The following is a 17,017-nucleotide window of genomic DNA, read 5'->3' on the forward strand; positions in this document are numbered from 1 at the left end:
TTTATTAATTCACTCCAAGTGAAATCATTGTAAGGTTTCTAAGAAGCAAAAGCGTAAACATAAATGCGTCATTAAATACAAAAAAGAGCCACTATCGTCAGTGGCTCTTTTTCCATTAATACTTCAAAAAAGTGACTAAGCGATGTTCGTCACCTCTAGGATCAGTTCGGCTTTTTTAGGTAAATAAATACTGAATTTACTGCCTTTTCCCCATTCAGACTCTGCTTTTAACTCACCACCCGTTTGGCTGAGAATACTTTGGGAGACCGATAGCCCTAACCCTGTGCCTTCTCGTTTAGTTGTGTAAAATGGCGAGAAGATTCGACTCAAGTTTTCTGGTTTAATACCGCAGCCCTCATCGATAACATGAATCGCGGCTCCTTTCACTTCGCCCTCTTCAATCCAGTCTTCACTGACTACTGTTAAAGTTCCTTTACCGCTCATTGCGTGAATGGCGTTCATTTGCAAATTAACTAAGATTTGTAGCAAGTGGTGACGGTTTATCTCAACGGACGTATGCGCTTGTAGGTCAGTCACAAACTCAACGTCGCGTTTCTTGGTGCCAGTTTTAACCAAGGTGATGCTTTCATCAATGATAGGATTGACATGTTGCCAAGTGATTTCATCTTGAACACCGCCTTGGCGACTGTATTGCAATAAACTGCGCGTGATATTGCGGATACGATCAATTTGCGCGTGAATCGCATCAATCTCCTCTTGTACTCGACTTGCATCGTCACCCAATTCAAAATGGATCAATTCTACGTTGCCAAGAATCACGGCGGTTGGGTTATTAATTTCGTGAGCAATCCCCGCGGTGAGTTCTCCCAATGCTGCCAGTTTTTCATGAACAACGAGTTTGTCGCGGGTTTGGTTGAGCAATTGAATATGCAGTTCAAGATCTTGGGTTTTTTCTCTCAGGCTTGCCGTACGCTCTTGAACTTTGCATTCAAGTTGAGCTGCGGAGTTTTTCAGTTCAATTTTGCGCTCTTCTAGCGCGTCTAACATATCATCAAACTGTCTGGCTAACTGCGCAAGTTCATGATCGGCATCTAATCCTAACGGGCCAATCCGTTTTTCTTTACCTTGTTGGACCTGCTTCACCACTTTATGAATGCGTTCGATCGGTCGAAACAGATCATAAGAACCGCGATATACCATCACGCCGGAAACCAGCAATAACATAACCGTAATCAAGCTGATTTCGGCAATGTTCGTCATGTAGGCTTTAACGAATGGCCACATTAGGTAACCGGTATAAAGCATACCAATGACGTTGTCGTATTGGTCTTTGATCGGTTGATACGCCGTAATATACCAAGCGTCATACACATATGCTCGGTCAACCCACTGTTCACCCTTCGAAAGTACTTGGTTATACACTTCTGCGCTCACGCGAGTGCCTATGGCGCGCCCTAGTCTATGATCGCTGTCTAGAGGAACGTTGGTGCTCACACGCAAATCATCGAGAAATACCGTCAACGTACCCACAGGGCGAAGGCGGTCATTATCACTTAAGTAAATGAGATCGCGGATTTGATCCACCAGCACTGTGCTGTTGTTAAGGAGCAAACCACCATCAAGAAAGCCGATCAAATCGTTCGCTTGGCTGTATACCGGAATCACGGTTCGACTGACTAACCCACGCACTTCCCTGTCACCATCAGCAAGAATAGGCACTTCAGCTCGTTTGGCGAGTTCAGGATCGAGGCGTTCGAGTTCTTCTTTATTGAGTACATCAAAAAACGATTCGCGCTTGGTGAGATCCATAAAGCGGAATTTGTTTTCCATGGAATTAACGCGTTGGAAAGAGAGAAAATCTAAAGCATATCTTTTCTTCTGCTCTGTGACCCACTTTTGCAGGTCACCTTGTGGCGTTCCTTGATTAATGCGAATACGGAAATCGTACGAATCGGCAAACGCCCGCACGTAATTGGCTTGCTTTTGCTGTAACAACGTTACGCTGTTATTTGCAACACCAAGACGCTCCGAGACATCAAGCAGCGCATTTTGCCACGTGTAATGAATAGACCAATAAATGGTAATGCCGATCAGAGCTAACAATGTGAGGAAAATCGGCGCAGAGGTTAAGAATAACAAGCGATAACGCACCATGGTTTTAAAACGGTGCGTCCATTTTGACAATCCTTTGTACTGTGGGCCGTTAGTCGGCATATTCCTCATCCTCAGAATCCCATTCTTTGTATTTACGTTCTAAGGTCTTGCGAGCTACGCCCAAGTCACGAGCAGCAGCAGACTTATTGCCTTCATGCAAGTTAACGACTTGTTTAATATGTGCTTTCTCGACTTCTTTTAACGTCCAGCTGTTTGGATAGCCTTCGCCAGTAAATTCTTTGCCTTCTCTAAAGGTTGGTAACTCAGCAGAGTGAGAAACAGTAATCGATACATTAGGCAGTGAATGCCCGCCATTCAGCTCTCGCCAATAGTGTGCAGGTGGTTTGCCAAGCAAGATACAACGCTCAATCAAGTTTTTCAGCTCACGAATGTTTCCCGGCCAATCGTACTCACTCATGGCTTCCATGTCCTCGTGCGCCCATTTGGGCGCAGGCATACCGAGCTCGCGCGTCAGCATGTTGCTGAAAAATGGCACCAACTCAAATAAGTCGGTTTTGCGCTCTCGCAGCGGACACACTTCAATTTTCAGAACGTTTAAACGGTAATAGAGGTCACTGCGGAAATTACCTTGATTGACCTCTTCTTGCAGGTTTCGGTTGGTTGCCGCTACGATACGGACATCAATACTGATCTCTCTTTCTGAACCGACAGGGCGAATCGTACGCTGCTCTAACACACGTAATAATGATGCCTGCATTGCAAGTGGCATCTCCCCGATTTCGTCAAGAAATAAGGTGCCACCGTTAGCAACACGGAACAAACCTTCACGCGATTTTTTTGCACCGGTAAACGCGCCCGATGTATGACCAAACAACTCACTCTCTAAAAGCTCAGGTGCAATCGCGCCGCAGTTGATTGGCACAAACGGGCCCGTTCGCCCACTCGCCTGGTGGATACCTCGTGCAACTAGTTCTTTCCCCGTACCCGACTCACCTTCCACCAAAACAGAAGCGCGTGATGGTGCAAATTGGTTAATAAGTTGCTTAAGCAGACGCGTTTTTTCTGAGCCGCCGATGATCTCTGAGGTATTGTGACGTTGGTAATCGCGTGTCATGGCGTACTGCATGCGTTCGTTCAAACGGCGATCCATACAGCGACTGACCGCTTTTAACATCTGCTCAAGGTTGAATGGTTTGAGGATAAAGTCGGAAGCACCGAGCTGTAGCGCTCGAATGGCAATTTCTAAATCCGCATAACCCGTCATAAAAATCACATCGGCACGTTTGTCATCATCTTCAAACGCTTCTTCCCACTCAATTCCAGAACGCCCTGGCAGATTAATATCCAGTAAGATCAGATCATAATGTCGAGAATTACGCAGTTGTTCTGCTTCTTCGATGCTACCAGCTGTATCGACATGTGAAAAAAGCTTACTCAATGCCTTTTTCAAGATGGCTTGCATGCCTAATTCATCATCGACGACCAGTACGGAAAAGGCGCTATATTGTTGGTTTGTACTAAGATGGGATTGAGTAGACATATTTACCCCAGATGGATTTCGATGGGACAGAGTGTACCAAGTTTAAACAGAGATACCCTACAAAAAGTGCGACATTTTGTACCAACGCAAACTTTTATGCAAATAACCCCATGATTTAGTGCATAAACCAAGCACTTTAAGCTTGTAAAAGGTTGGCATCTTGTTTGCTATAAGGTGGATACGGAGCGCATTTAAGTGATCTAAGGATGTTGATGTTTGCTTATTCCAACACCCTGAGACAACTTGCGTATTACGCTAATCGCTCTCGTCCAAAAAGGCTTCTCCCTAAAACCTGGAGAGATTCCAAAGAATCATTGGAAAGGAACACATAAAAATGAAAAAAATTGCGCTAACTCTGGCTGCAACGTCAATCACGCTTGTAAGTTACTCTGCGTTTTCTGCTCAAGACGGAGAACACGTTCGCCTTGCAACCACAACCAGTACTTACCATTCAGGTTTACTTGATTACCTGCTTCCACAATTTGAAAAAGACACGGGCTACAAAGTCGATGTTATTGCTGCAGGTACGGGTAAAGCCTTAAAAATGGGCGAAAACGGTGACGTAGATTTGGTGATGACACATGCACCAAAAGCTGAAGGCGCATTTGTTGAGAAAGGCTACGGCGTTTTACCTCGCAAGCTAATGTACAACGACTTTGTGATTGTAGGCCCGAAAGCTGACCCAGCAACAATCAAAAATGACGAAGGCGTGTTAGATGTATTCAAAGAGATCGCAAACAAAAACGCAACGTTCATCTCTCGCGGCGATGATTCTGGTACGCACAAAAAAGAAATGGGCTTCTGGGCTCAAACTAAAATCGAACCGAACTTTGGTGGCTACCGTAGCGTAGGTCAAGGTATGGGCCCAACTCTAAACATGGCGTCTGAAATGCAAGGCTACACCATGACGGATCGCGGCACATGGCTGGCTTACCAAAACAAATTGGATCTAGAAATTCTGTTCCAAGGCGATGAAAAACTGTTTAACCCGTACCAAGTTATTCTTGTTAACCCTGAGCGTTACCCAACGATCAACTACCAAGGTGCGAAGGCATTCAGTGATTGGTTGGTAAACCCTCGCGGACAGGAACTTATCAATGGTTTCCGCCTAAACGGTAAACAACTGTTTGTTGCGAATGCTGAGAGCAAATAACGCAATATGAATCTTGCTGATACAACACTGGAAGCGCTTCGCTTACTGGTGAATTTTGATGCAGACCTATGGGAGATCGTTGCGGTCTCCTTTAGTGTTTCTATCACGGCAATATCCCTAGTGGTATTGCCGGCTATTTTGATGTCCTTTGTACTGGCGTATACCGACTTTCGCGGTAAATGGTTTTTGTTGTCGATCGTAAATACGCTGCAAGCGGTCCCTACCGTGGTGATTGGCCTGTTGCTGTACATGTTGCTGTCGCGTGCTGGCCCTTGGGGAGACTGGCAAATGCTGTTCACTCAGAAGGCAATGATCTTCGGCCAAATGGTGATCTGCTTCCCTGTTTTGGTATCGATGATGCATGGTGCATTACAATCTAGCGACCGTCGTGCAGTGGAAACTGCCATCACGCTGGGTGTCTCCATTCCGCGCTTGGCAGCTACGATGATTTGGGAAACCCGCTTTCCTCTACTTGCGGCTATCATTGCAGGGTTTTCACGTATCGTGACCGAGGTGGGCTGCTCAATGATGGTTGGTGGGAACATTATGGGCGTGACGCGAAATATTCCCACGGCTATCGCAATGGAAAGCAGTAAAGGTGCTTTTGCGCAAGGAGTTGCATTAGGAATTGTATTACTATCTTTAGCGTTGGCTCTAAACTTCTTCTTATCAAGCATGAGAGGCAAAGGCTACCTCAGAACATAGAACATGAAGCAAACAAACGACTCACCATTAACCCCATGTCGAGGCGAATTATGACTATAAAAATCACCGCCGAACAGTTATCCATGCGCTTTAAAGAGCGTGTGCTTTTCCACATCCCTGAGTTAGCCATCGGCCCAAATGATGCCATTTATCTCAAGGGTGACAATGGTGTGGGCAAAACTACCCTACTCAAAATCCTTGCTGGCTTGCTCAAACCCTCTACTGGCGATGTTGTTGCGCCAAAAGATACGTGGCTGAAAAGACTGACGTGTCGCAATGGTCGTGTCGATGTGATTTATCTCCATCAATCCCCTTACCTTTTTGACGGCACTGTATATGAAAACGTAGTCTATGGAGTGAAATATCAACAAGACACGCAAAAAGATAAGCGAGCTCAAGTTATTCACGCGCTGCGCATGGTAGGTTTAGAAACCTTAGCGGACGAACATATTTCCGTGTTGTCCGGCGGTGAAAAACAGCGCGTTGCCATGGCAAGGGCTTGGATTTTAAAACCGTCGATTTTATTGATGGATGAGCCAAGTGCGTCTTTAGACCAAGAATCCATTGAACGATTGGTAGTGATGGCGAAAGATCTTTTGGATCGTGGTTCCAGTATCGTGGTGACAAGCCATCAGGCCAACGCACTGACCGACTTATGTAAAAAACAGTGGTGGATTAAAGACAAGACTTTGATAGAGTCTCCTCTGTTGTATGTCATACCAAAAGAAACATCCCAAGAGAATGCATATGCTTCAACCAACACAAACTAGTTGGGTCATTTTGGCTGGTGGCCAAGCCAGCCGTATGGGTGGAAAAGATAAAGGTCTGATTGAGTTAAATCAGAAGCCACTCATCGAGCACGTTATTGAACGTTTATCTCCACAAACTCCACGCATTTTAATTAATGCCAACCGAAACCAAGATGCGTACAGCAAATTTGGTTTCGTATTTAGTGATCAATTCAAAGATTTCCCTGGGCCTATGGGCGGTATTCACGCGGGTTTGATGCATTCTGAAACCGACTGGGTCGGATTTGTACCTTGCGATAGTCCACAAATTAACACCGACCTTGTCGAGCGTTTCTGCCAGGCCGTCAAAGAAGACAGCGATATTTTGGTCGCGCATGATGGTGACCATCAGCAACCTGTTTTTACGCTCTACCACAAGCGCGTACTGCCAAAACTCACCGCGTTTTTAGAACGTGGCGACCGCAAAATCATTCTGCTCTACAAAGAGTGCAACACCAGTTACGTTGACTTTAGCGACTCACCAAACTGTTTCGTCAACTTGAACACTCCGGAAGAACTGGCGCAATTTGGACAATTAGAATCATGAAACACACGCTAAACATTCCTATTCTTGGTTTTGCAGCTTATTCAGGCACAGGCAAAACCACGCTACTTGAAGCCCTATTGCCAAAGCTGACCGAAGCAGGTTTACGCATTGGCATGCTAAAACATGCGCACCACAACTTCGATGTCGATAAGCCGGGTAAAGACAGCTACCGTTTACGCAAAGCTGGCGCATCTCAAATGCTGATTGCTTCTCGCAACCGTTTTGCGTTAATGACAGAAACGCCAGAAGCCGAAGCGGAGTTTGAATACCTATTAACACGTTTTGATGAAGACATGCTTGATGTGGTTTTGGTCGAAGGCTGCAAAAACATCGCGTTTCCTAAAATTGAATTGCATCGTGAAGAAGTGGGTAAACCTTGGCTTTATCCAAACGATGAAAACATCATTGCTATCGCTTCCGACAGTGCGGAGTTAGATTCTGAGCTCCCTCAAATGAACATCAATGATTTGGATGCCATCGCTCAATTTGTTCTTCAATACGTTCAAGAAGCGAAAGCGCCAAAAAACAAAGAGAAAGAAGCCGCATGTTGCGACACACTTTCTCCTGCTTTCCTTTCTGTGGTTCAAGGCCAAGAGAAAATCCTTTCTTTGGTGAACACGGTTTCGGAAATAGAAGCATGCAAGATTGAAAACGCCTATGGCCGCGTTCTTGCGGAACATATCGTTTCACCAGTAAATGTGCCGCAATACACCAACTCCGCGATGGACGGTTATGCCATCCGTAGTGATGATGTTGACCGTGATAGCTACCAAGTGGTTGCTGAAGTGATGGCGGGCCATGCTTACGATCAGCCTCTGGAAGTTGGTCAAGCAGTTAAGATCATGACTGGCGCACCAACACCACGTAACGGCGATACAGTGGTCATGCGTGAGCAAGCCATTCAAGAAGGTGACAAGGTCACTTTTAACGGTGCGAATATCAAAGCAGGCCAAAACGTTCGTCAAGCAGGTGAAGATCTCGCTATCGGCAGTGACGTCTTTACCGCAGGCACTCGCCTCGCCTCTCCAGAAATGGGCATGATCGCTTCGCTTGGCTTTGGTGAAGCGAATGTATTCCGAAAATTGAAAGTTGCCGTGTTCTCCATCGGTGACGAAGTACAAGCGCCGGGAACAGAGCAAAAAGCGAATTCTATCTACGATTCCAACCGTTTTACCATCATGGGTATGCTTGAAAAGCTCGGCTGCGAGATCTTAGACTTCGGTATTCTGGAAGACAACGAACAGTTAATGATTGAAGCATTGGAAAACGCATCGGCGCAAGCGGACGTGGTTATGACTTCTGGTGGCGTATCCGTTGGTGATGCGGATTACATCAAACTTGCCTTGGATAAACTTGGTCAAATCGATTTTTGGCGAATCAACATGCGTCCGGGACGTCCATTAGCGTTTGGTCAAATCAACAACAAGCCGTTCTTTGGTCTGCCGGGCAACCCTGTTGCCGTGATGGTTTCATTCATCAACTTTGTTGAGCCTGCACTGCGTAAGATGCAAGGCGAACAAGGCTGGAAGCCTCTGAAAGTGAATGCCATCGCGACTGAAAACCTTCGCTCTCGCCAAGGTCGTACCGAGTTTAGCCGTGGCGTCTATGAACTGGATGCAACTGGCCGTTTAACCGTTCGTACAACAGGCAAGCAAGGCTCTGGTATTTTACGCTCAATGAGTGAGGCAAACTGTTTGATCGAAATCTCCCCAGCTATTGATACAGTAAAAGCGGGAGAAAGCGTGACAATTATCCCACTTCAAGGCAGAATCTAGCTCAAACTAGAAATTCAAAGGTCAGCGAGTCTGGCCTTTTTGTTTAATATACAGAAACCTTTTCAGAGAGACAGCTATGGCTCGCACCATTCTTTACACTTACAAAGACCAAGACAAAGAACTGACGTTCTCATACCAGCAACACCGCAACATTCAAGAAGCAGTTGCAGAAGCCGAAGGTATCGATATCACTGAGTTCCTAAAGATGGAGCAACAAATCGAAGCAGTGTCTGACACTAAAGCGGTGCGAAACTACCGCGACAACTACTTCAGAAAATTAGGCTTTAGCAAAATCACCCTAGCTCAAAAAGAAAACCTGGGCGTAGGCAAAAAGAACAAATAAGCTTAGCTGCAAACAGAAAACTCACGATTCGTCGTGAGTTTTTTATGCATGCTACTTTTGTTCATGATCCATACCCGAGCATACCGAAATTACTTAGGTATATGAGTTACTTGGGTATACAAGTTACTTCGGTATATAAGTTACTTCGGTATATAAGTAAAAGCCCCGTTTAACCTTGAAAGTCTAAACGGGGCTTTAAATTTCTTCTTACTTTATACCGAGTAAGGTTTAAGTCATTACTTGATGTTTAAGAACGCAGCGCCGCGTACACCACCTGAATCACCGTGTTTTGCTTTGATGATCTTAGGACACTTAGCCACAGACAATAAGTGTTTAGGGATGCGTTTTGGCATCTCTTCGTAAATCAATTCGAAGTTAGATAAGCCGCCACCAAGTACAACGGTGTGTGGGTCTGTTGCAGTAAACAGGTTTGCAAAGCAGATCGCTAGCAGCTCCATAAAGCGCTCGACGTGCTCTACTGCTTTCTCTTCACCCTCTGCGTGCGCTTTAATAATGTCGATCGCTTTCTTCTCTTCGCCGTAGTAATGCGCGTAAAGAAGCTCGAAACCACGACCAGATAGGTAACTATCTAAACAGCCTTTGTTGCCACAGCCACAACCCAGTAATGGTGCGTTTTCGCCTAGGTGGAACCATGCGTCGATAGGAAGACGTGTGTGACCCACCTCACCCGCTACGTGGTTGCGGCCAGAGAATACTTTGCCTTCGTAGATAAAGCCGCCACCAAAACCAGTACCAAGGATCAAACCTAGTACAGATGGTTCATCTTGAAGATCTTCGTCCCAGGCTTCAGAAAGCGCGAAACAGTTTGCATCGTTTTCAATTTTTACGCTGCGACCGATTTTAGCTTCTAGATCAGCACGAAGTGGTTTGCCTTTTGCCGCAGGAACGTTAACTGTTAGTACCGTTGCATCATCGGCGTCTTCCATACCTGGTAGGCCAAGACCAATCGTACCTTCGCAGCCAAACTCTGTATCGTATTTATTCACCAATTCCGCAATGGTATCAACCAGCAGCTCGTAGTTGTCTGTTGGTGTAGGTACACGTTCCGTCGCTACACGCTCAAGCTTCTCGTTAAATGCACCAAATTCAATTTTAGTGCCACCGACATCAAAGCCGTAATACATGTATTTCTCTCCTAAAAAATGCTTCAAACGACTCTCAAAATGGCTAGAGTCAAAAGTATAAACTGATGGCATTATCCATATCTGTACGCCTGCAAACCGTGACCGAATGCAGATTTATCCCCTCACCGAAGCCAGTTGAACAACATACCATCAACAAAAGCTCATTCCTTAGAGTCAGCTCTCGGTTTTCATCCACTCTTTGAAACGTTTCAAGTGTGGCTGGTTAGGGTCGTTTTTGACTCGAGTCTTGCTCAGCATGTAAGTTTCTCTGAAGGCTTCAAACCACAGTTGAAGGCATTCCGCAGCTTTCGGCTCACCAGCTTGTTTTAAAACTAATGTCGCGACTTCGGCGGTTGAAAGATGCTGCTCATTCTCGGAGCGGCGCATGATGTATTCAGACAGAGATTCCGGCTCAATGGAAAGCACAGGCAAAGATTTAAGAAAATCAGAACGACGGAATATCTTTCGTGCCTCACGCCAGCTACCATCAATAAAGATCAGCAACCATTTTTTGTTCTCGACATCTTCTTTTACCAATCGCCCTGGCTCTAGATCTTCAATTAAACGAGAGGGATCATCCACATAGTCTGCAGGAAATACAATCACCGGTTGGTAACTGTCATCCTGTAGTAGCGCTAGCATCTCTTCAGACGGTTCTGTTCGGTTCCATTGATACACGTAAGTCTCTTGAATCGTATCAGCGATTAGACGACCGGTATTACTTGGCTTAAACACTTCGTTTTCAGAAACAATCAACATACATGCAATATTGGCCTTGATGTTTGGCTGAAGGTCGCACAAACAGTGTTGCTCAGAAACCTGGCAATATTGGCAACGAACCACTTTACATCCACGCGCGTTGAAAGGCTTGGTTGAGATAGATTGTCGGTACTGATATAAACGGTGGAAAGCGTGAATTCTCATGGTAAGTAATGCCAAGTAAAAAGTAGAGCGCGATTCTACTGATATTATGGTTTCGCCTCAAGATAAGCCCATCAGCAGTGTGTTGAAATAATTTCACTCTTATCTCGGTCATAGATAAAGAAATAAATAAGGGAATGACAGTGACAGAAACGACATTTCAAGAACCCTCATGGCTCAGATTAGGCTTTTTCCTTGGCGTATTATTGCTTTGTGCCATTTGGGAGAACAAATTGCCTAGAAAAACACTGACCGCTTCGCGCAGGTTTCGCTGGGTCAATAACTTGTCATTGGTTGCTTTTAACAGCCTAGTTATTGCTTTAATCATGCCTATCGCCGCCTTTCAAGCTGCGGTCATAGCTCAGGAGCAACAATGGGGGCTGCTGAATATTCTGTCCCTCCCCGCTTGGTTAAATATTTTTCTAACCGTCATTTTGCTTGATTTCGTCATTTACGCTCAGCATGTTGTCTTTCATCATGTAAAACCGCTGTGGAAGATTCACCGAATGCATCACGCCGATCTCGACATAGACGTCACCACAGGCGCACGCTTTCATCCCTTCGAAATAATCATTTCAATGGGAGTAAAAATTGCAGCCGTGTTTATCTTAGGTGTTTCACCTATCGGAATTGTGGTATTTGAAATTGTGCTTAATGCGAGCGCGATGTTTAATCACAGTAATGCAAAACTGGCTTTATCTATGGACCAAAAACTGCGAAACGTCATCGTTACACCAGACATGCATCGCGTGCACCATTCAGTGATAGTAAAAGAGACCCACTCAAACTTTGGTTTTTTCCTTTCAGTTTGGGACCGCTTTTTTGGGACATACCGAGCTCAGCCTAAGTTGGGTCATGAAGATGTTGTTATTGGTGTGCCGGAAATTAGAGACGAAGAAGAGCAAAGATTAGATAAGCTGTTAACGCAGCCCTTTCGCTACAATAAAGAGAAGAAGTAATGGTTGAAAAAATATTGTTGGATGAAGTATGTCAACAAAACGAATAGACCAAGCCTAAACCCCTGTTAAACACTACTTCATCCTCATGATGTGTAAGAACAGATTAGTTTTCTGCTAGCTGACGCTTTTTGTTTAACTGAGTAATACCAACAAATAAACCAACAACACCAAGCACTGCACATGCCAAAGCATTGGTGTTCATTACTTGCTGTGCCTCTATTGAGCTGTATAGAAAAGCAAGGCTGAAGAAAGTGGTGGCAAAGCTCAAACCTGTCAGTACGCTGAAACCAGCAAAACTGGCCAAGTCTTTAAAATCGTTCATAACGAGTCCCTGTTTACAATCCTTAATCGAGTGTTGTGAAAATAATAATTAACGAAATATTTGGCGCGATTGACTATGTTTTCGCGCATTCCATAACCAGATAGATACCCCAAATGAGAACCCTAAAAACAGTGTCTTCATTTGTAGGGCGACGTTGTTATCTAATATTTCTAATGTATAGTGAGCGTGGGAACTAAAGATAACATTGGTTATAAGAATCAATAACATAACGACTAGGCCAGAGCGGCGATGCTTGACCAATAGATACGCTGCTAATAAGTCTAACAGCCCCAACGAGCTCCAATACATATTCAACCAGCGTGGCGCAAAATCGTAAGGTAAAAAGCCACCAACAATGTTGTCATAAAGATGAACCACTCCGCCAACTGTCATAAAAAGGCATAAGAGAAACACGACGAATTTATCCATTACCGTTTCCTTATCTGAATGAATGAGCAAAGCATATAGAAGTCACTTAAACATTTGTAATCCCATCGCCATTTTTGAGATCGACAGTGCCATTATCAACACGATGAGAACAGTAACGGCTGCTCTACCTTCTTTATTTAGCATAGTGTTTGCTTTGTCATTGTCCCAAATCCGCCAATGCAACGACAGAATCCTCCTTTAAATCACGCCTTGGTTTATCAACTCTCGTACCTTTTCCAGCCCGCGCTGAAACACAGTATGTGCATTCGCGGGAAGGCCGCTCTCGACATCGTGCCAGAAGAACGCGAAATCATGTCCACCATCGTCTTGCGTATGAAACAGCCATGAATTAGCGAGGTCAGCACACTCACACAAAACAAAATGCCATACTTGATTTTGAAAGCCACTGTCCCATGAGCATAAATATCGTGCGGAACGAACATGTGTGATACCAGACTCCTCAGCGAGCTCCCGCTTGGCCGCTATGATGTAACTTTCATCAAACACTTCAACAGTGCCCTTGACGAGCTGAACACCCGCCAACGGATGTTTAAAAAGTAGGATCTCTTGATTTTGATTACGTAGAACGACGGGGCAAACTTTATCGATCACAAAACCACTCCTTATGGTTCAAGCAAAAGGCTTTAGCTTTCTCTGGATATAAAGAAATCGAGTGAAGTTGCTCTACACGCACCCACTTCAAATGGTACTGATTAACATCTGATTTTCTGATTTGCTCTGGCCCACTCCCTAGTTTCACTTTTAAGTTCCCTACATAAGAAAGAAAATAGGTTTCTAAGCGACCTTGATTTTCGAGTTCCAAAACTTTCTTAACCGAACCAAGTTCTATTGAGGTTTCTTCCCGCGCTTCTCTTTTAGCAGCTTCAACAGGTTCCTCACCTGCTTCAACACTGCCTCCAGGGAAAACCCAATACTGTCTGTCGTTTCGAACGCGATGGATAAGCAAAAGTTCTTGGTGATGATTAACTAGTATGAGGCTGGCTCTTTGTGATAACTGCATGATTCATTCCTTTGAATTCTGGCGACATTCTAGTCAACGAGTCCCTCGAACAAAGCATTAACATCACGTTGTGATAACTAAACCCTTTAGAAATGAACGAGATGAGATGTAACTCACTTTTGCAATGCAAATAGGAGCCATTAAATGAGTAGCCGTAACAAAAAAGCAGAACCGAGGTTCTGCTTTTAGTCGGTGGAAACATCTCATTTACTTAGTCTGATGAAGCTCATACTTGTGCAGCATTGCTTGCTGGTGCCCAGCAATTTCCGCCACTTGCTCAGAACTCTCAACCATAGACTCAAGCTGCAGCTTTGTGCGTTCGCCAAGATCAGAAATATGTGTGATGGATTGAGATACATCTGCCGTCGCTCGTTCTTGTTCTTCTGTAGCAACTGAGATTTGCTCAACACGTTCTTGAATGTACTTAACCGCGAGGTTGATATCAGAGAATGTCGATTTCACTTCATTGCTGGACTTTAGCGCGTGGGTCATTTCTTCTCTTGAATCATTAACTGCTTGGCGCGAACGCTCTGCGGCAGTAATAAGCTCGCTCATCATTTCTCGGATGTTCGTAGTTTGTTGAGAGGTATCACTTGCAAGTTTGCGAACTTCATCAGCGACAACCGCAAATCCACGCCCTTGCTCACCAGCACGGGCAGCCTCTATTGCTGCGTTGAGAGCAAGTAAGTTGGTGTTGTCCGCGATCCCACTGATCATATCGACCATTTCACGAATCTGTTTTACACGCTGGTCTAGCTCTAACATTGACTGTTCATTTACATCCAAAGAGCTTTCTAATGACTCCAAACGTTCGCGGTTTTGTTCCACGACTTGAACCCCTTTTTCAGTGTGCTGGGTTGCAAGGAGCGAGTCCTGTGAAGATGCATTTGTCACCATTGCTATTTCACGAATAGAGGCTTCAAGCTGCGTTATGGTCGTGATCATACTAGACAACGCTTCATTTTGTGTTGCCAACCCATCACTTGTTTGTTCGGCTGCACTGTGACTTACTTCTGCTGTCTGATAAAGCGTTTCACAATTGCGCGTCACCGTTTGAATGGAGTCGTGTGTGGAATCGATTACTTGATTCAACTTTCGTGCTACTTCTTTCAGCTCATAAGGGCCGACTTCTTCTGCCTTGTCACGAAAATCATGTTCGGTAAGTGCTGAAAGACGCGTTAGTACATTCCTTAACCCTCGGTTTGTCCATGACTTGAGACTAAACCAAGTAACCAGAATAATAAAAGAAATCACACACGCCGCAAACACGAGCACAACGCTCACCGATTCAATGGTCTCGTTGACCACCTGCTCTTTTTCATCGATCAACTGACCAGCGGTTTGGGAGATTTGATCAAGTAACCGCATGGTTTCATCCGCAAGCATCGAAGCCTGTTTAAACTCTGAACGTTGCAATTCCCCTTGTTCTAGTTTGGCGAGGATCAAACGCAGCACGCCCTTTTCACTAAAGCCTTGTTTCACCATCTCATATGGTGCGGTTAAGCTTGCATATTCACTTACTTCAGGATGAAAAGATTGGAAGTCTTCATAGGCGAGTTTAATACCTGCTATGCGATTTCGCATTTCTCGGTATTCTTTTTCGGCTTTGTTTAATTCTGAGTGCATCATCATGACTAAGAACGTACTTTCCATTGAGCTTGCAGAAGCAATGAAACGGTTAGCGGCATCGCTCGACTCAGGATTATCAGCACTAAGGAACGAACTGATTCGATTCATTTCCGGGCCGATAGAGCTAAGCCCATAGCGAAAACCACCAACAGCGGCATCAATATCCATTTGAATTTGTATCACCGAAGATTGCTTCAACAAAATGGACTGCGTGATGTTATGTAAACGCGCTAGTTTGGTGTCTAACTCCTCCGAGAGTTGCTGAGCTACACCAGACGCTTTCACAACCAAAGTTGTGCTTTGAGTTGCAAGAGAGTCGATTTGCTCTTTTATGAGAGGCAACTCTTTCGGCTCAGTAATCTGCATACCATGGTTGAGTAGCTTAACCATCTCCAATACATTCCTGGTTAACTTTGCGTTTGCCATCGCGATTGGTAATGCTTTTTGCGACAAGTCTTCAAATTGTTCCCCTACCTGTTCCATTCCTTTGAAACTTGAGACAGAAAGGGCTATAACAAGAGCAATGATAGTTAAAAATGTTGCACTGACAGCCTGAATCAGTGAAAGTGATGTGCGTGAGCGTTTTCGCTTTGCCATAATCAATTTTTATTCTTTCTTAAGGTTGAATCGGTTCTGCAGTGATTCCGTCACATTTGTGAGACAAAACCGTGATTTGCAGCCCATACTATGGATTGGTTATGACACTAATATTTCAGTTGTGAGTCATAGAGATGACAGGTGGTGATTTGCGTCGAGTATATTTTCCTTTGATAATCAGTGTGCTACTAAGCGCCTGCTCTTCTGGGCCTGAGCCTAGTGAGCAAGCACAGGTGACAACACCTACAAATCAGCTATTGTCGGACAACCCTGACTTGTTCGACTTTTACACAGAGTGGCACGGCACGCCTTATCGCTTAGGCGGGACACAGAAATCTGGAATTGATTGCTCAGCATTTGTACAAAAAGCGTTTATTGAGGCTTATCAGCTCTCGTTACCAAGGACAACGAAGCAGCAATCAAAGCAAGGTGTGGAGTTAAGTTGGACGGATGCCAAGCAAGGGGATCTAGTGTTTTTTAAAACAAGACGTACAACTTATCATGTCGGAATTTACTTGGGTAACAAGCAGTTCATGCATGCATCGACGTCTAGAGGTGTGATTATTTCAAGAATCGACAACCCATACTGGGCATCTAAGTTTTGGCAAATAAGAAGAGTTACAATGTAACTCTTCTTACTCTTAACCGGACATTGCTGTAAGTTAAAACAATATCAGTCGTAAGTCGCAACAGCATTATCGAACAGATTTTTGACCAGAGCGATGTATTCATCAAGGAACGTGATCTGTTCATTGGTCGCTTTTTTATGCCATACCCCAGCCAATATCTCACCAAGATCTTCAACAACTGCATCAGCCTCTTTCAACAATTTGAAGCGTACGCTCGAGTGAAGTTCTGGATTTTGCTCAAAAATCGCCATGATGTTTGAAGCCACCATATCGGTGACAACATCTTCGATGCTTTCGGATCCAGTGTCGCCAATTTCGGTCGTAAAAATATCTAGATTTAGAGACAAGTGCTCGATAAGAGCGAGATATCCATCGGTTTCTAAAACCACTGTTTTTCTCCGTTTATTGCAAGCCTTCGAAGCTGAAAGCAGAATAGTT

The 17,017-nt window shown here is 44.6% G+C and carries 18 protein-coding genes; 8 read left to right on the forward strand and 10 right to left on the reverse strand.

The genetic code is table 11. The annotated features are described in order from the left end of the window. Window positions 1-135: 135 nt before the first annotated feature. Together R7E47_RS17525 and R7E47_RS17530 are read right to left on the reverse strand one after the other, a co-directional pair. Window positions 136-2,175, reverse strand: a complete 2,040-nt coding sequence (locus R7E47_RS17525; protein ID WP_193837374.1) for a cache domain-containing protein — start codon at window positions 2,173-2,175, stop codon at window positions 136-138. Continuing rightward, window positions 2,165-3,616 carry a sigma-54-dependent transcriptional regulator gene (locus tag R7E47_RS17530; protein WP_193837375.1) on the reverse strand — a complete coding sequence of 484 codons (1,452 nt, stop codon included), beginning with the start codon at window positions 3,614-3,616 and terminating at the stop codon, window positions 2,165-2,167. The genes R7E47_RS17525 and R7E47_RS17530 overlap by 11 nt, the downstream gene beginning before the upstream one ends. Before the next feature lie 334 nt (window positions 3,617-3,950). Here R7E47_RS17530 and R7E47_RS17535 point away from each other — a divergent pair, with 334 nt between their 5' ends. The 6 genes from R7E47_RS17535 to R7E47_RS17560 all read left to right on the forward strand — a co-directional run bounded on the left by R7E47_RS17535 (window position 3,951) and on the right by R7E47_RS17560 (window position 8,927). Next, complete coding sequence (locus tag R7E47_RS17535; RefSeq protein WP_005389522.1) at window positions 3,951-4,769, forward strand: substrate-binding domain-containing protein; 819 nt, start codon at window positions 3,951-3,953, stop codon at window positions 4,767-4,769. Window positions 4,770-4,775: 6 nt separating this feature from the next. Further along, window positions 4,776-5,474 (forward strand): ABC transporter permease, encoded by a 699-nt coding sequence (locus R7E47_RS17540; RefSeq protein ID WP_005389524.1) that lies wholly within the window; start codon window positions 4,776-4,778, stop codon window positions 5,472-5,474. A gap of 50 nt (window positions 5,475-5,524) precedes the next feature. After that, window positions 5,525-6,244: an energy-coupling factor ABC transporter ATP-binding protein gene (locus tag R7E47_RS17545; protein WP_017820675.1), complete on the forward strand. Its 720-nt coding sequence runs from the start codon at window positions 5,525-5,527 to the stop codon at window positions 6,242-6,244. After that, complete coding sequence (gene mobA / locus R7E47_RS17550; RefSeq protein WP_005389527.1) at window positions 6,222-6,809, forward strand: molybdenum cofactor guanylyltransferase MobA; 588 nt, start codon at window positions 6,222-6,224, stop codon at window positions 6,807-6,809. Before R7E47_RS17545 ends, mobA begins: the two co-directional genes overlap by 23 nt. Then, on the forward strand, window positions 6,806-8,584 hold the full coding sequence (locus tag R7E47_RS17555; RefSeq protein WP_318084795.1) for a bifunctional molybdopterin-guanine dinucleotide biosynthesis adaptor protein MobB/molybdopterin molybdotransferase MoeA: 1,779 nt from the start codon (window positions 6,806-6,808) through the stop codon (window positions 8,582-8,584). Before mobA ends, R7E47_RS17555 begins: the two co-directional genes overlap by 4 nt. A gap of 76 nt (window positions 8,585-8,660) precedes the next feature. After that, window positions 8,661-8,927 (forward strand): DUF2960 domain-containing protein, encoded by a 267-nt coding sequence (locus R7E47_RS17560; protein WP_005377584.1) that lies wholly within the window; start codon window positions 8,661-8,663, stop codon window positions 8,925-8,927. Window positions 8,928-9,163: 236 nt separating this feature from the next. On the opposite strand, the gene nagK is transcribed toward R7E47_RS17560, so the two are convergent. Continuing rightward, a complete protein-coding gene (gene nagK / locus R7E47_RS17565; RefSeq protein WP_005377586.1) occupies window positions 9,164-10,072 on the reverse strand; it encodes an N-acetylglucosamine kinase in 909 nt (302 codons plus the stop codon). A gap of 174 nt (window positions 10,073-10,246) precedes the next feature. Beyond that, a complete protein-coding gene (locus tag R7E47_RS17570; RefSeq protein ID WP_021033873.1) occupies window positions 10,247-10,996 on the reverse strand; it encodes a tRNA-uridine aminocarboxypropyltransferase in 750 nt (249 codons plus the stop codon). Between the two features lie 140 nt (window positions 10,997-11,136). Between R7E47_RS17570 and R7E47_RS17575 the strand changes: the two genes are divergently transcribed. Beyond that, the gene (locus R7E47_RS17575) at window positions 11,137-11,952 is read left to right on the forward strand and encodes a sterol desaturase family protein (protein ID WP_031777247.1); all 816 of its coding nucleotides are present in this window, start codon (window positions 11,137-11,139) and stop codon (window positions 11,950-11,952) included. A gap of 103 nt (window positions 11,953-12,055) precedes the next feature. Here R7E47_RS17575 and R7E47_RS17580 read toward each other — a convergent pair whose 3' ends face one another. The 5 genes from R7E47_RS17580 to R7E47_RS17600 form a co-directional block, all read right to left on the reverse strand. Further along, window positions 12,056-12,274 carry a hypothetical protein gene (locus tag R7E47_RS17580; protein WP_005389537.1) on the reverse strand — a complete coding sequence of 73 codons (219 nt, stop codon included), beginning with the start codon at window positions 12,272-12,274 and terminating at the stop codon, window positions 12,056-12,058. 48 nt (window positions 12,275-12,322) lie between these two features. Then, window positions 12,323-12,703, reverse strand: a complete 381-nt coding sequence (locus tag R7E47_RS17585; protein ID WP_053307088.1) for a hypothetical protein — start codon at window positions 12,701-12,703, stop codon at window positions 12,323-12,325. Window positions 12,704-12,901: 198 nt separating this feature from the next. Next, window positions 12,902-13,315, reverse strand: coding sequence for an NUDIX hydrolase (locus R7E47_RS17590; RefSeq protein ID WP_053307087.1), 414 nt, complete (start codon window positions 13,313-13,315; stop codon window positions 12,902-12,904). Next, complete coding sequence (locus R7E47_RS17595; protein WP_054574143.1) at window positions 13,305-13,724, reverse strand: NUDIX domain-containing protein; 420 nt, start codon at window positions 13,722-13,724, stop codon at window positions 13,305-13,307. Before R7E47_RS17595 ends, R7E47_RS17590 begins: the two co-directional genes overlap by 11 nt. A gap of 207 nt (window positions 13,725-13,931) precedes the next feature. Continuing rightward, on the reverse strand, window positions 13,932-15,950 hold the full coding sequence (locus R7E47_RS17600) for a methyl-accepting chemotaxis protein (RefSeq protein ID WP_318084796.1): 2,019 nt from the start codon (window positions 15,948-15,950) through the stop codon (window positions 13,932-13,934). A gap of 134 nt (window positions 15,951-16,084) precedes the next feature. Here R7E47_RS17600 and R7E47_RS17605 point away from each other — a divergent pair, with 134 nt between their 5' ends. After that, on the forward strand, window positions 16,085-16,579 hold the full coding sequence (locus tag R7E47_RS17605) for an NlpC/P60 family protein (protein ID WP_025998640.1): 495 nt from the start codon (window positions 16,085-16,087) through the stop codon (window positions 16,577-16,579). A 44-nt stretch (window positions 16,580-16,623) separates the two neighbouring features. Here the strand turns inward: R7E47_RS17605 and R7E47_RS17610 are convergent, their stop codons facing one another. Then, complete coding sequence (locus tag R7E47_RS17610; protein ID WP_005377620.1) at window positions 16,624-16,968, reverse strand: DUF3802 family protein; 345 nt, start codon at window positions 16,966-16,968, stop codon at window positions 16,624-16,626. Window positions 16,969-17,017 lie beyond the last annotated feature (49 nt).

It is taken from the genome of Vibrio sp. Vb1026 (assembly GCF_033338745.1).
Classification (GTDB): Bacteria; Pseudomonadota; Gammaproteobacteria; order Enterobacterales; family Vibrionaceae; genus Vibrio; species Vibrio alginolyticus.